The organism is Pseudomonas sp. TE4620, from assembly GCF_056279045.1.
On the sequence record NZ_JBWBQO010000001.1, the window covers coordinates 495,895 to 508,753 of the forward strand.

Annotated in this window: 13 protein-coding genes; 4 read left to right on the forward strand and 9 right to left on the reverse strand. The window is 63.9% G+C overall.

The genetic code is table 11. The annotated features are described in order from the left end of the window. Positions 1–4: 4 nt before the first annotated feature. Positions 5–667 carry a response regulator gene (locus ACZ9A3_RS02320; RefSeq protein ID WP_045193697.1) on the reverse strand — a complete coding sequence of 221 codons (663 nt, stop codon included), beginning with the start codon at positions 665–667 and terminating at the stop codon, positions 5–7. Between the two features lie 138 nt (positions 668–805). On the opposite strand from ACZ9A3_RS02320, the gene ACZ9A3_RS02325 reads away from it, so the two are divergent. Continuing rightward, a complete protein-coding gene (locus ACZ9A3_RS02325; protein ID WP_093386810.1) occupies positions 806–1,102 on the forward strand; it encodes a DUF3509 domain-containing protein in 297 nt (98 codons plus the stop codon). Between the two features lie 159 nt (positions 1,103–1,261). Here the strand turns inward: ACZ9A3_RS02325 and ACZ9A3_RS02330 are convergent, their stop codons facing one another. Together ACZ9A3_RS02330 and ACZ9A3_RS02335 are read right to left on the reverse strand one after the other, a co-directional pair. Further along, positions 1,262–2,149, reverse strand: a complete 888-nt coding sequence (locus ACZ9A3_RS02330) for a TIGR02285 family protein (protein WP_093386805.1) — start codon at positions 2,147–2,149, stop codon at positions 1,262–1,264. A gap of 44 nt (positions 2,150–2,193) precedes the next feature. Further along, the gene (locus ACZ9A3_RS02335) at positions 2,194–3,393 is read right to left on the reverse strand and encodes a CaiB/BaiF CoA transferase family protein (protein WP_093386800.1); all 1,200 of its coding nucleotides are present in this window, start codon (positions 3,391–3,393) and stop codon (positions 2,194–2,196) included. Between the two features lie 130 nt (positions 3,394–3,523). Here ACZ9A3_RS02335 and ACZ9A3_RS02340 point away from each other — a divergent pair, with 130 nt between their 5' ends. The 3 genes from ACZ9A3_RS02340 to ACZ9A3_RS02350 all read left to right on the forward strand — a co-directional run bounded on the left by ACZ9A3_RS02340 (position 3,524) and on the right by ACZ9A3_RS02350 (position 7,051). Beyond that, a complete protein-coding gene (locus tag ACZ9A3_RS02340) occupies positions 3,524–4,063 on the forward strand; it encodes a YaeQ family protein (RefSeq protein WP_045193694.1) in 540 nt (179 codons plus the stop codon). A gap of 54 nt (positions 4,064–4,117) precedes the next feature. Next, the gene (gene recJ, locus ACZ9A3_RS02345) at positions 4,118–5,827 is read left to right on the forward strand and encodes a single-stranded-DNA-specific exonuclease RecJ (protein WP_195885799.1); all 1,710 of its coding nucleotides are present in this window, start codon (positions 4,118–4,120) and stop codon (positions 5,825–5,827) included. Positions 5,828–5,944: 117 nt separating this feature from the next. Beyond that, positions 5,945–7,051: an NADH:flavin oxidoreductase/NADH oxidase gene (locus ACZ9A3_RS02350; protein WP_476252101.1), complete on the forward strand. Its 1,107-nt coding sequence runs from the start codon at positions 5,945–5,947 to the stop codon at positions 7,049–7,051. Between the two features lie 85 nt (positions 7,052–7,136). On the opposite strand, the gene ACZ9A3_RS02355 is transcribed toward ACZ9A3_RS02350, so the two are convergent. The 6 genes from ACZ9A3_RS02355 to ACZ9A3_RS02380 all read right to left on the reverse strand — a co-directional run bounded on the left by ACZ9A3_RS02355 (position 7,137) and on the right by ACZ9A3_RS02380 (position 12,859). Beyond that, positions 7,137–7,469: a type II toxin-antitoxin system HicB family antitoxin gene (locus ACZ9A3_RS02355; RefSeq protein ID WP_093386790.1), complete on the reverse strand. Its 333-nt coding sequence runs from the start codon at positions 7,467–7,469 to the stop codon at positions 7,137–7,139. After that, positions 7,466–7,720, reverse strand: a complete 255-nt coding sequence (locus ACZ9A3_RS02360) for a type II toxin-antitoxin system HicA family toxin (protein ID WP_093386785.1) — start codon at positions 7,718–7,720, stop codon at positions 7,466–7,468. The genes ACZ9A3_RS02355 and ACZ9A3_RS02360 overlap by 4 nt, the downstream gene beginning before the upstream one ends. Before the next feature lie 85 nt (positions 7,721–7,805). Next, positions 7,806–9,668 carry an NAD(P)-binding protein gene (locus ACZ9A3_RS02365; protein ID WP_476252102.1) on the reverse strand — a complete coding sequence of 621 codons (1,863 nt, stop codon included), beginning with the start codon at positions 9,666–9,668 and terminating at the stop codon, positions 7,806–7,808. Between the two features lie 13 nt (positions 9,669–9,681). Then, positions 9,682–11,106 carry a gamma-aminobutyraldehyde dehydrogenase gene (locus ACZ9A3_RS02370; RefSeq protein ID WP_045193689.1) on the reverse strand — a complete coding sequence of 475 codons (1,425 nt, stop codon included), beginning with the start codon at positions 11,104–11,106 and terminating at the stop codon, positions 9,682–9,684. Between the two features lie 18 nt (positions 11,107–11,124). Then, on the reverse strand, positions 11,125–11,931 hold the full coding sequence (locus ACZ9A3_RS02375; RefSeq protein WP_093386775.1) for an ABC transporter permease: 807 nt from the start codon (positions 11,929–11,931) through the stop codon (positions 11,125–11,127). Further along, a complete protein-coding gene (locus tag ACZ9A3_RS02380) occupies positions 11,921–12,859 on the reverse strand; it encodes an ABC transporter permease (protein ID WP_093386770.1) in 939 nt (312 codons plus the stop codon). The genes ACZ9A3_RS02375 and ACZ9A3_RS02380 overlap by 11 nt, the downstream gene beginning before the upstream one ends.

Below are 12,859 nucleotides of genomic sequence, written 5' to 3' on the forward strand. Positions count from 1 at the left end.
GCCTTCAGCCCAGGCCGTGCTCCTGCAAATAGAGGTACAGCGCGGCGTCATTGGCCAGGCCCAGCTTGCGCATGGCACTGACCTTCTGGCTGCTTACTGTCTGCTTGCTGCGGTTGAGCAGGGTGGCGATCTGGCCGACCGTGTGGCCGCCGGCGAGCAGGCGGGCGACTTCCAGCTCGCGCGGCGACAACGCCGTCTGGTCGCGGGCCAGGTCTTCACGCACGGCGCCGTCCTGTAACAGCAACTGCTGCACCGAATCGGCCAGGTAAATCTTGCCGCTGCGCAGGCGGGCGATGGCCTGGGGCAATTCGTCGGCCAGGCTGGCCTTGCTCAGCAGGCCATTGACGCCCAGGGCCAGCATGGCCCGGAACAGCCCGGCATTGTTGAGCATGGTCACCACCAGCAGCGGCAACTGCGGATGGTGCCGGCGCAGTTGTTCGAGCAGCTTCAAGCCATCGTTCTGCTGCTCCAGCGGCATCATGAAGTCGGTCACCAGCACGTCGCATTCCAGGCTTTGCAGCAGGGTCGTGAGCTCCAGCGGGCCGCCGGCTTCGCCCACTACGCGAATGCCCGGAAGCTGCTCGAGCACGGCGCGCAGGCCGATACGAAAGATCGGGTGGTCATCGGCCAGGATGATGCGCAGTTCACTGGGGGCAGGGGCTGTCACAGGCAGGCTCCGCTCAACGTGCTGGATTTCAATCTGTCATTTTTGCCGGGCATGCTGGGTAAAGGAAATCGCACTGAGAGAACTTTTCCGGCTGCCTCAGGGTCAGTGAAAGACCCCTTCTCGACAGGTAGGTGAACAATGAATGAGATGGAATGTATCAGATTGTTGCTTGGTCAAGCATTGGCACCGTACCGGGTCAGGCTGGTGCGCCTGAGCACCGGCTGTGATTTCGACCTGCGCCTGACCGACGAAACCAACCGCAGCGTGCTGCAGCGCACGGTCAAGCCCAGCCAGTTGCAGGACCAGCGCCTGCTGGTCGACCTGGTCGATGGCCTGCAGCGTGACCTGCTGATTGTAGAGGGCCGCCTGCAGCCTTGCGTCATCGCGGCGCAGCGCCATCTGCAGCAAGGCCGCTCGATCAGCGCCGGGGTGTGACGGAACCTTTGCCGGGCAAGGCAATCAGACCTAACAAGGACAGCTGATCGGGATTTTGCTCCGATGTCGTGAAGCTGTCGTGCGAAGCCCTATGGGCTTTTGTTTAGCCCCGGGCGGCCTCCCCACCGTTCGGGGTTTCTTTTTACCTGCGATCGGGCCTCAGGGGTGCTCGCCAAACAGGTGCAGGCTGTCGTGCAGGTACTGTTCGCGCATTTGCGGCGCCAGCCACTGGGCGTACAGGTCGGGCAAGGTGTCGTTGCGCAGCGGCAGTAGCAATTTGTTGATATGGCTGATGGCTTCGCGCCCCAGCGGCGTGTCGGAGCAGCCGACCCGCAGCAACTGGTACTGCTCGACTCCCTGGATCGGGTAGAAGGCATAGTCGTCGCTGGGCCAGCCTTGCTGTTGCAGCAGGTAGCGCACTTCCGGCCAGTAGCCGAGCACCAGTTGCAGGCGGTCATGCTGCTGCATTTGCAGCAGGCTGGTCACTGCGTCATTGCCGTAGTGGCGGCTGAGGGTAGTGTCGGGCAGGGTCTTGAGCAGTTCATCAACCGCCGGGCTGTAGCTGCGCTGGGCCACCACACCCAGCTTGAGCGCGGTACTGCCGAGCAGCGTCTGCAGGTCGACCTGCTGGTTGTGCAGGTAGGGGTCAAGCAGGTGCTGGTCCTTGCGCCGGACCACCAGGCCGCTGCTGAGCACGCCCAGGCTGGGGATCGAGAAATGCACATAGCGCGCTCGCTCCGGGGTCCACAGCAGGGTCGGGTCGCAGGTGAAGGTGGGCGCCTGGAGCATCTGGATGCCGCGGGCGCGGTTGACCCGGACGATGCTGTGATCGTATTCGGGCATCTGTTCGATCAGCAGCGGCAGCAAGCGGTCGATCACCCCCTGGCCCTTGCCGGTACCTTCGAAAATGGTCAGCGGCGGCAAGTCGCGCAACAACCAGAACAAACGCTCCTTGGCCGAGGCCGGAGCGGGCAGGCCCAGGCAAAGCAACAGACCTAGCAACAGCGGCAATCCACGACGCATGCTCGCTTGCCAGTGATGGGTCATGTCCAGGTCTCCACCGTTGCCACGCAACTTGAGTAGTGCCGTGTTCAGACTGCGCCTTGCGTGCGTAGCCGGGCAATCGCAGCTGTGTCATAACCCAGCCCGGCCAGTACCTGCTCGGTGTGGGCTCCAAGCTCCGGCCCGACCCATTCGCTGGAGCCGGGGGTGTCCGAGAGCTTGGGGACGATTCCCGGCATCTTGAACGGCGTGCCGTCGGGCAGCTTGGCTTGCAGGAACATCTCGCGGGCGAGAAACTGCGGGTCGCTGAACATATCTTCGGCACTGTAGATGCGGCTGGCCGGTACCTGGGCCTCATTGAGCACCTGCATCAGCGCATCCAGTGGCAAAGTCCGCGCCCAGCGGTCGATCACCCCGTACAACTCATCGCGGCGCAGGTCGCGGCCGTCATTGCTGGCGAGCGCCGGATCGTCGGCCAGGTCATTGCGGCCGATGGCCTGCATGAAGCGCTTGAAGATCGCATCGCCATTGGCGCCGATCTGCACGTGCTTGCCATCGGCGCTGGTGTGGATGGAGGAGGGGGTGATGCCGGGCATGATGTTGCCGGTACGCTCGCGGATAAAGCCGAACACGTCGAACTCCGGCACCATGCTTTCCATCATGGCGAAGATCGCTTCGTACAAGGCGACATCCACCACCTGGCCCTGGCCGCCGTTGACTTCGCGATGACGCAGGGCCATCAACGCCCCGATCACGCCCCACAAGGCCGCAATCGAGTCACCGATGGAGATGCCGGTACGCACCGGCGGGCGGTCCTCGAAACCGGTGATGTAGCGCAGCCCGCCCATGGATTCGCCGACGGCGCCGAACCCCGGCTGGTCTTTCATCGGCCCGGTCTGGCCGAAGCCGGACAGGCGCACCATCACCAGCTTCGGGTTGAGGGCGTGCAGCACGTCCCAGCCCAGGCCGAGTTTTTCCAGCACCCCGGGGCGGAAGTTCTCGATTAGGATGTCTGCCTCGGCCAGCAGCTTCTTGAGAATATCCAGCCCTTCGGCATGCTTGAGGTTGAGCGTGAGCGACTGCTTGTTGCGGGCCTGGACGAACCACCACAGCGACGTGCCTTCGTACAGCTTGCGCCACTTGCGCAGCGGGTCGCCGCCATCGGGCGACTCGACCTTGATTACCTCGGCGCCGAATTCGGCGCAGATGCGCGAAGCGAACGGGCCGGCGATCAGGGTGCCGAGTTCGATGACTTTGAGGCCGGCGAGAGGTTTGCTGGGCGTAGGCATGAGGCGTCCGTGGCAGCGGGTCAGGGCCCCCGTTTTTATCATAGCTGGGCGCGCCCAGATACTGCTGCGGCGCAAGGAACATGCGGATCGGTTAGACTGGGCGACTTTCCTTGCCGCAAGAAGCCCGTCCATGGCCCAGCCATCCACCACCTACAAGTTTGAACTGAACCTCACCGACCTTGACCGCGGTGTGTACGAAAGCGTCAAGCAGACCATCGCCCGTCACCCGTCGGAAACCGAAGAGCGCATGGCCGTGCGTCTGCTGGCCTACGCCCTGTGGTACAACGAGCAACTGTCTTTTGGCCGAGGTCTGTCGGACGTGGACGAAGCGGCGGTGTGGGAAAAAAGCCTGGACGACCGCATCCTGCACTGGATCGAAGTCGGCCAGCCCGATGCCGATCGCCTGACCTGGTGCTCGCGTCGCACCGAGCGCACCAGCCTGCTGGCCTATGGCAGCCTGCGCGTGTGGGAAACCAAGGTGCTGCCGGCGGTCAAGAACCTGAAAAACCTCAACATCGCCGCCGTGCCCCAGGAAGTACTGGAAACCCTGGCCAAGGACATGCCGCGGGCGATCAAGTGGGACGTGATGATCAGCGAAGGCACGGTGTTCGTCACCGACGATCGCGGCCAGCACGAAGTCCAGCTGCAATGGCTGATGGGCGAGCGCTGATCGCGCGTCCTTTCAAGCCGAACATCCCTGATTGACGAGAAGCCCCAACGCCCCATGCGTATCGATCCCCGCCCGTTGCCGTCCACGTTGCCCTTTCTCGGCGACCTGCCACCCTTGCTGACCCGCCTGTATGCCGCCCGTGGCGTGCAATCGGCAGCCGAGCTGGATAAGAGCCTGGCGCGCCTGCTGCCTTACCAGCAGCTCAAGGGCATCGAGGCGGCAGTCGACCTGCTGGTGACGGCACTGGCAGAACGCCAGCGCATCCTCATCGTCGGCGACTTCGATGCCGACGGCGCCACCGCCAGCACCGTTGGCCTGCTCGGCCTGCGTCTGCTGGGTGCTGCCCATGTTGATTACCTGGTGCCCAACCGCTTCGAGTACGGCTATGGCCTGACTCCGGAGATTGTCGAAGTGGCCTTGCAGCGCCAGCCGCAATTGCTGATCACCGTCGACAACGGCATTTCCAGCGTCGAAGGCGTGGCCGCCGCCAAAGCTGCGGGATTGAAGGTCCTGGTGACCGATCACCACCTGCCTGGCCATGAGCTGCCGGCGGCCGACGCCATCGTCAACCCCAATCAGCCGGGCTGCGAGTTCCCCAGCAAGGCGCTGGCCGGGGTCGGGGTGATTTTCTATGTGCTGATGGCCTTGCGCGCGCGGTTGCGCAGCCTCGGTCACTACGACAACGCGCCGCAACCGAACATTGGCGAGCTGCTCGATCTGGTGGCCCTGGGCAGCGTCGCTGACGTGGTGCCGCTGGATGCCAACAACCGCATCCTGGTGCACCAGGGCCTGGAACGCATCCGAGCCGGACGGGCTCGGCCGGGGCTCAAGGCCATTCTTGAAGTGGCCCGCCGCGATCACGCGCGCATCACCTCCACCGACCTTGGCTTTATTCTTGGCCCACGGCTCAATGCGGCCGGGCGCCTGGACGACATGAGCCTGGGCATCGAGTGCCTGCTCAGTGACGATGCCAACCTGGCTCGGGAAATGGCCGGCCAGCTCGACGAACTGAACCAGGACCGCAAATCCATCGAGCAGGGCATGCAGCGCGAAGCCCTGGCCCAGCTCAAGGACCTGCCGCTGGAATCGATGCCGTTCGGCCTGTGCCTGTTCGAGCCGGACTGGCACCAGGGCGTGATCGGCATCCTTGCCTCGCGCCTGAAAGAGCGTTACCACCGCCCGACCATCGCCTTTGCCGATGCCGGCGACGGCATGCTCAAGGGCTCGGCGCGCTCGGTGCCGGGCTTTCATATTCGCGATGCGCTGGATGCCGTGGCGGCGCGCCATCCGCAGTTGATCAGCAAGTTCGGCGGCCACGCCATGGCCGCCGGCCTGTCGCTGCCGGCTGATAACTTTCCGGCCTTTGCCCAGGCCTTCGACGAAGAAACCCGTCGCCAGCTGCGTGAAGAAGACCTCACCGGCCGCTTGCTGTCGGACGGCACCCTGGCGGTCGAGGAGTTCCACCTGGAGCTGGCCCGGGCTTTGCGCAACGCCGGGCCGTGGGGCCAGCACTTCCCCGAGCCGCTGTTCCACGGGGTGTTCCAGCTGGTCGAGCAACGGGTCGTCGGTGAGCGGCACCTGAAGGTGGTGCTCAAGAGCGAATGCGGTTCGCTCAAGCTCGATGGCATCGCCTTTGGCGTCGACCGGGAAGTCTGGCCCAACCCCACCGTGCGCTGGGTCGAGCTGGCCTACAAGCTCGACGTCAACGAGTTTCGCGGCCAGGAAAGCGTGCAACTGATGATCGCGCATATCGAGCCGCGCTGATCTCACGGGGCAAAGTGGTCTAGGCTTCGAATGATGGGTCGAAGAACCTGCGGGGAAGATTCTGTAGTCGGCCGGTCAACTACCTGGAGCCTTACCACTTGATTTGAGAGGTGCCCCATGAGCCTGCTGCTTGAGCCGTATACCCTGCGCCAGCTGATCCTGCCCAACCGCATTGCCGTCTCACCCATGTGCCAGTATTCCAGTGTCGACGGCCTGGCCAATGACTGGCACCTGGTGCACCTGGGCAGCCGCGCGGTGGGTGGTGCCGGGCTGATTTTCACCGAAGCCACTGCCGTGACTGCCGACGGGCGCATTACCGCGCAAGACCTGGGCTTGTGGGACGACGCGCAGATCCCGGGGCTGCAACGCATCACCCGTTTCATCACCGCCCAGGGCGCGGTGCCCGGCATCCAGCTGGCCCATGCCGGGCGCAAGGCCAGCACCCATCGGCCGTGGCTGGGCAAGCATGGCAGCGTCAAGGTCGACGTTGGCGGCTGGGTGCCAGTGGGGCCCTCGAAAATTGCCTTCGACCCGGAGCACACCGCACCCAGCGAACTGAACGAAGCGCAGATCGGCGAGATCATCCAGGCCTTTGTCGCCGCTGCCCGGCGCGCCCTTGAGGCCGGTTTCAAGGTGGTCGAAGTGCATGCCGCCCATGGCTACCTGTTGCACCAGTTCCTGTCGCCATTGAGCAACCAGCGCCGCGACCAGTACGGCAGCTGCTTTGAAAACCGCATTCGCCTGACCCTGCAAGTGACCGAAGCAGTGCGCGAGGTGTGGCCGGCCGAGTTGCCGGTGTTCGTGCGGCTATCGGCCACTGATTGGGTCGAGGATGGCTGGAACCCGGATGAGACCGTGGAGCTGGCCAAGCGCCTGCGCAAACTGGGCGTGGACCTGATCGACGTGTCCTCTGGCGGCACCTCGGTAAAAGCCGAGATCCCGACCGGGCCGGGCTATCAGACTCAGTTCGCGGCCAAAGTGCGGGAAGAGGCGGGGATCGCCACCGGGACGGTGGGCATGATCACCGACCCGATGCAGGCTGAAACCATCTTGCGTACCGCGCAGGCCGATATCATCTTCCTCGCCCGCGAATTGCTGCGCGACCCGTACTGGCCGCTGCATGCCGACGACGACCTGGGCGGCAACAAGGCGGTGTGGCCGGCGCAGTATCAACGGGCTACCAGTCGCGACCAGCCGATACATGAGTCTGATTTACGCGATTGACTGAATGGCGAGCGCTTCGCGCTCGATCGCAGGCAAGCCAGCTCCCACAGGTTCGGCGTACATAAACCCTCTGTGGGAGCGGGCCTTAGGCATGTGCGGCCTGGCTCAACACATCGCTGACCCACTGGTTGATGCTCTTGTCTGCCAACTCAGCTTTTTGCGCGACGCTGGCATGCAGCGTCGGCTCAAGGCGCAAGCTCAATTTCCCCGAGTAAGCTTTCTGTGGTTCACGTCCCAGGCGCGCGCAGGTATCAAGGTAGTCATCCACGGCTTCTTCGAAGGCGCTGCGCAACTGCGGGACCGATTGCGCGTGAAAGCCGATCACATCGCGTATACCGGCGACATGGCCGATCAGCAATTGGTCTTCATCGCTGTATTCAATACGGGCGGCGTAGCCCTTGTAGTTCATGACATTCATGGGGTCACTCCTGCCTGTTCCAGAAAGTACCGCGCATCGCGGATCTGATAAGGCTTGGCATCTTTATCCGGATGAGGGCGATGGAACGTCGCGATCACACCATTGAGTTCAAAGCGCACGCGTGAACCTCTGCCTTCGATTACCCGGGCTCCCGCACCGACCAACAAAGATTCGATGCGAGCCCATTCCAGATTGCCGGGTATCGGTTTGCTGAAGATTGACTTCAGCGTACTGCGCTGATGATTATTAATGGTATCATATTATGATACCGTCTGCGATGCAGCAATGGGATGTCCGTAGGGCGAAGCCTTTATGGATGAAGGAGGTTTCCTGGATTTAGCCCAGTTCCCCCACCGCACGCCACGCCTCATCAATCGCCGCATGGGCATAGGCGCTCCAGGCCGCGTCCGAGTTGGCGATGCTGACCTTGCCCACGGGCTGGCGCGCCAGCTCCATCCACTGCTCGATCTGCGCCGGGTCGTCGTAGAGGGTATTGGTGGAGCAGGCATAACCATGGGGCCAGCGGTTGACCGTGATCGCCAGGATGTCCTTGTTGTGGTCAAAGCCACCAGGACCCAGCATGCGTTGCAACTGCTCGCGCAGCTGGCTTTCCAGTACCTCGAATGAGGTGCCGTACAGGCGCCCGCGTCCGGCACGGGCCTGGTCGCGGCTGCTCATGCCGCTGTCGGGGCTGGTCGGGACAAACACCATGTGCAGGCCGATGGGCTGCGCCGGGTCGCGTGGATGTTCGTAGCCGCCGAGGCTCACCGGGTAGTCGAGCTTGATCCGGCTGTAGGGCTGGGTGGCGGCGTAGATCTCGTGCACGCCAAGCTTCTGGAACGCTTGCCAGTTGCGCACGATGACCTTGGTGTACACCAGCGGGAACTTGACGTTCTGGCTCAGGGCGTGGGCCTGTTCGGCCGACAGGTCGCGCAGCAGGTAGGGGATCATCATGTTGTAGCAGGCCAGGATGCAGTGCTTGGCGCGCACCTTGGCCAGTTGCCCGGCGCGGCTGTAGCCGACATCGACCCCACCCACGACGTTGCGCACGCTCACCGCCGTGCTGTTCAGGCGCAGGCGCAGCGGTTGCCCGGCGCGGTCGAGCTGGCTGTAGTCGAAATTGGCGAGGACGATGTCTTCCATGCTCTGGCCCGGCGCCACCGATGGCACCAGGCTGCGCACCAGCAGGCGTGCCAGCGAGGCGTTGCCGTCGGGGAAGTGGTAGATGTAGGGCTCTTCCATCTCCGCCTTGGCTTCCTCGCTGAGCGGCGCCAGGTTCATCGCGGCAAAGCCCGGGAAGCCGACAGAGTAGGCGTCGGCAGCGGCGACGGCATCGATGCCCACGGCCATGAAGTCGTTGGTGCGGCCCTGGAAGTACTTGACCGCCCTGGCCGACAGGCCGACGTCCTTGAGCAGGAAGTCGCGGTAGCTGGTGCGCTCCAGATAGGCCGTCTTGTCCTCCAGCGACTTGCCGGCCAGGTAGTCGCGCGGCGCCTGGTGCAGGTCGATCAGCGCCTTGCGGTCGCTTGCGGGCAAGGGGAAGTCATTGATGAAATCGGCAATCGGGCGGGCGTTGAGCTGGCTCGGGGCGATGTCGTCGGCGACCATCGGCGTCGGGTCGCCAGTGACCAGCTTGTCTTCGCCGAAGGTTTCCTGGTCGAAGAACACCGCGCGCGACAGGCCCAGGTCGGGGTAGAAGCTGTGGTCAAAGGCGGTCTCGAAACGCTTGATATCGACGCCAAGCTTTTGCAGCAGGCCGTTGACCTCCTTGCTGTACAGATGGTTGGGCGACTGCAAGGCTTCACTGCCGCCATAGCCAAGGATCATCCGCCCACCGGCGCTGAACTCGTTGCGCTTGGCGTGGCCGCCGAAATCGTCGTGGTTCTCGAGGATCAGGATCTTCGCGGCGGGATGCTTCTCGCGATAGAAGAACGCCGCCGCCAGGCCGCTGATGCCGCCGCCGACCACCACCAGGTCGTATTCCTCGCTGATCGGCAGGGCGTCGGTGGCGAAGGTCTTTTTCTCCCAGCCCATCTGGTGCGCAACTTCGAAGGCGCCGACATGGCTGCCACGCAAACCGGTCAAGGCCGGTGGGTAATAGCGCCCGCTGGGGGCCGCCTGAAGCAGTTGCAGCGGGGTCAGGCCCGCTGCGACGCCGATGGCGACTCCGTTGATGAAGTCGCGTCGGGTGATTTCCATGGGTGTCCTTACCTTAATGTTTGAACATCACATGCCGGACGCAGGTGTAGTCCTCCAGCCCGTACATGGACATATCCTTGCCATAGCCAGACAGTTTCTGACCGCCATGGGGCATTTCGCTGACCAGCATAAAGTGCGTGTTGACCCAGGTACAGCCGTACTGCAGGCGCGCCGAAACGCGATGGGCACGGCCGACGTCGGCGGTCCACAGCGACGACGCCAGGCCGTAGTCGGAATCGTTGGCCCAGGCCAGGGCCTGCGCTTCATCGTCGAAACGGGTTACCGAGACCACCGGCCCGAACACCTCGCGGCGGACGATCTCGTCATCCTGCTGGGCATCGGCCAGCACCGTAGGTTCGAAAAAGAAACCGTCACCGGCCACCGCCTTGCCACCGGTGACCAGGCGAATATGCGGCTGGGCAATCGCCCGTTCGACCATGGCCGCCACCCGGTCGCGGTGCTGGGCGGTGATCAGCGGGCCGAGCTCGGTGTCCGGGTCGTTCTGCAGGCCATGCTTGATGCTGGCCACGGCCTTGCCGAGCTTTTCTACGAATTGCTCGTAGATGCCGCTTTGGGCATAGATGCGGCAGGCGGCGGTGCAGTCCTGGCCGGCATTGTAGAAGCCGAAGGTGCGGATGCCGTCGACCGCGGCGTCGATATCGGCATCATCAAAAATGATCACCGGGGCCTTGCCGCCCAGTTCCATGTGCATGCGCTTCACGCTGTCGGCGGTGCTGGCGATGATGTTGGCGCCGGTTGGGATCGAGCCGGTCAGCGACACCATGCGCACTTTCGGGTGGGTCACCAGCGGCGTGCCGACGCTCGGCCCGCGACCGAAAAGAATGTTCAGCACGCCGGCCGGCAACAGCTCGCTGGCAAGTTCTGCCAGGCGCAGCGCAGTCAGCGGCGTTTGCTCCGACGGCTTGAGCACCACGGTGTTGCCGGCGGCCAGCGCCGGGGCGATCTTCCAGGCAACCATCATCAGCGGGTAGTTCCACGGCGCGATCGAGGCGACCACGCCCAGCGGGTCACGACGGGTCATCGAGGTATGCCCCGGCAGGTATTCACCGGCAGCCGAGCCGCCCAGACAGCGGCTGGCACCGGCAAAAAAGCGGAACACATCGGCGATCGCCGGGATCTCGTCATTGAGCGCAGCGGCATAGGGCTTGCCGCAGTTGTCCGACTCCAGGCGGGCCAGCTCTTCGCCGTGGGCCTCGATGGCGTCGGCAAGTTTGAGCAGCAACAGCGAACGCTCTTTGGGCGTGGTCTGCGACCAGCTGTCGAAGGCACGGTCGGCGGCGCGCACGGCAGCATCGACCTGGGCCTCGCTGGCCTCGTTGACTTCCACCAGCACGCTGCCCAGCGCCGGGTTGAGCACCGCGTAGCCTGCGCCTTCGCCGTCCACCAGTTGGCCGTTGATTAACAGTCGGGTTTGCATGGTCCAGTCCTCCAGGAGTTATTTGCCGCTGCCGGCTACGCTTTCGCCGCCGCGGGTCAGGTAATAGGCGCCGAGGATCGGCAGCATGGTCACCAGCATCACCAGCATGGCCACTACGTTGGTGACCGGCACATCGCGCGGCCGGCTTAACTGGTTGAGCAGCCAGATTGGCAGGGTGCGCTCGTGGCCTGCGGTGAAGGTGGTGACGATGATTTCATCGAACGACAAGGCAAAGGCCAGCATGCCGCCGGCCAGCAGTGCCGAGCCGAGGTTGGGCAAAACGATGTAGCGAAAGGTCTGCCAGCCGTCGGCGCCCAGGTCCATCGACGCCTCGATCAGGCTCTGCGAGGTGCGCCGCAGGCGGGCGATGACGTTGTTGTAGACGATCACCACGCAAAAGGTGGCGTGGCCGACGACGATGGTGAAAATGCCCGGCTCGATCCCCAGGGTCTTGAATGCCGAGAGCAGGGCGATGCCGGTGATGATCCCGGGCAGGGCGATGGGCAAAATCAGCATCAGCGAGATGCTCTCCTTGCCGAAAAAGCTGCGCCGGTACAGCGCCGCCGAGGCCAGGGTGCCGAGCACCAGGGCGATCAGCGTCGCCAGGCAGGCGACCTGCAGCGACAGTTTGATCGACTCCAGCACGTCCGGGCGCGCAAACGCCACGCTGAACCACTTCAGGGTCAAGCCCTGGGGCGGAAAGCTGAAGGCGGCGTCCTCGGTGTTGAAGGCATAGAGGACGATGATCAGGATCGGGAAGTGCAGGAACACCAGCCCGCCCCAGGCCGCCAGGCGCAGGCCGATCGAGGCGCGTTCAGAGTGCATCGAAGGCCCCCAGGCGTTTGACTATGGTCAGGTACACGGCAATCAGCACGATCGGCACCAGGGTAAAGGCGGCGGCCATGGGCATGTTGCCGATGGCGCCCTGCTGGGCATAGACCATGCTGCCAATGAAGTAGCCGGGCGGGCCGACCAGTTGCGGGACGATAAAGTCGCCCAGGGTCAGCGAGAAGGTGAAGATCGAGCCTGCGGCTATGCCAGGTACCGACAGCGGCAGGATTACCTGCATGAAGGTCTGCCGCGGCCGCGCGCCAAGGTCTGCCGAGGCTTGCAGCAGTGATGGCGGCAGGCGTTCCAGTGAAGCCTGGATCGGCAGGATCATGAACGGCAGCCAGATGTACACGAACACCAGGAAGCGCCCCAGGTGCGAGGTCGACAGGGTGCTGCCGCCGACCCCGGGAATACCGAGGATGAACTGCAGCACCGGCCCCAGGTTGAGTTGCTGGACGAACCACTGGGCCACGCCGCCCTTGGCCAGCAGCAGGGTCCAGGCGTAGGCCTTGACGATGTAACTGGCCCACATCGGCATCATCACCGCGATATAAAAGAACGCTTTGGTCTTGCCGCTGGTGTAGCGGGCCATGTAGTAGGCGATGGGGAAGGCCAGCACGGCGCTAGCCAGCGACACGGCGATGGCCATGCCCAGGGTGCGCAGGATGATGTCGAAGTTCGATGGGTTGAACAGCGCAGCGAAGTTGCCCAGGGTCAGGTCAGGGGTGACCGCCATGGTGAAGTCGTCGAAGGTGTAGAAACCCTGCCACAGCAGGCTCAGCAGCGACCCCAGGTAGATCGCGCCAAACCACAGCAGCGGCGGCACCAGCAGCAGCGCCAGGTACAGGTTGGGGCGCCGATAGAGCAGGGTAGAGAAGCGCCGCATGACGCCCGGCGCGCTGTTTGCCAGAGCCTGGGTCAT

Excerpts from the sequence above, each read along its gene's own strand:
- ACZ9A3_RS02325 (WP_093386810.1), top strand. The coding sequence starts at position 806 with ATGAATGAGATGGAATGTATCAGATTGTTGCTTGGTCAAGCATTGGCA.
- ACZ9A3_RS02365 (WP_476252102.1), bottom strand. The coding sequence starts at position 9,668 with ATGGAAATCACCCGACGCGACTTCATCAACGGAGTCGCCATCGGCGTC.
- ACZ9A3_RS02370 (WP_045193689.1), bottom strand. The coding sequence starts at position 11,106 with ATGCAAACCCGACTGTTAATCAACGGCCAACTGGTGGACGGCGAAGGC.
- ACZ9A3_RS02335 (WP_093386800.1), bottom strand. The coding sequence starts at position 3,393 with ATGCCTACGCCCAGCAAACCTCTCGCCGGCCTCAAAGTCATCGAACTC.
- ACZ9A3_RS02375 (WP_093386775.1), bottom strand. The coding sequence starts at position 11,931 with ATGCACTCTGAACGCGCCTCGATCGGCCTGCGCCTGGCGGCCTGGGGC.
- ACZ9A3_RS02355 (WP_093386790.1), bottom strand. The coding sequence starts at position 7,469 with ATGAATGTCATGAACTACAAGGGCTACGCCGCCCGTATTGAATACAGC.
- ACZ9A3_RS02330 (WP_093386805.1), bottom strand. The coding sequence starts at position 2,149 with ATGACCCATCACTGGCAAGCGAGCATGCGTCGTGGATTGCCGCTGTTG.
- ACZ9A3_RS02350 (WP_476252101.1), top strand. The coding sequence starts at position 5,945 with ATGAGCCTGCTGCTTGAGCCGTATACCCTGCGCCAGCTGATCCTGCCC.
- ACZ9A3_RS02340 (WP_045193694.1), top strand. The coding sequence starts at position 3,524 with ATGGCCCAGCCATCCACCACCTACAAGTTTGAACTGAACCTCACCGAC.
- recJ (WP_195885799.1), top strand. The coding sequence starts at position 4,118 with ATGCGTATCGATCCCCGCCCGTTGCCGTCCACGTTGCCCTTTCTCGGC.
- ACZ9A3_RS02380 (WP_093386770.1), bottom strand. The coding sequence starts at position 12,859 with ATGACCCAGGCTCTGGCAAACAGCGCGCCGGGCGTCATGCGGCGCTTC.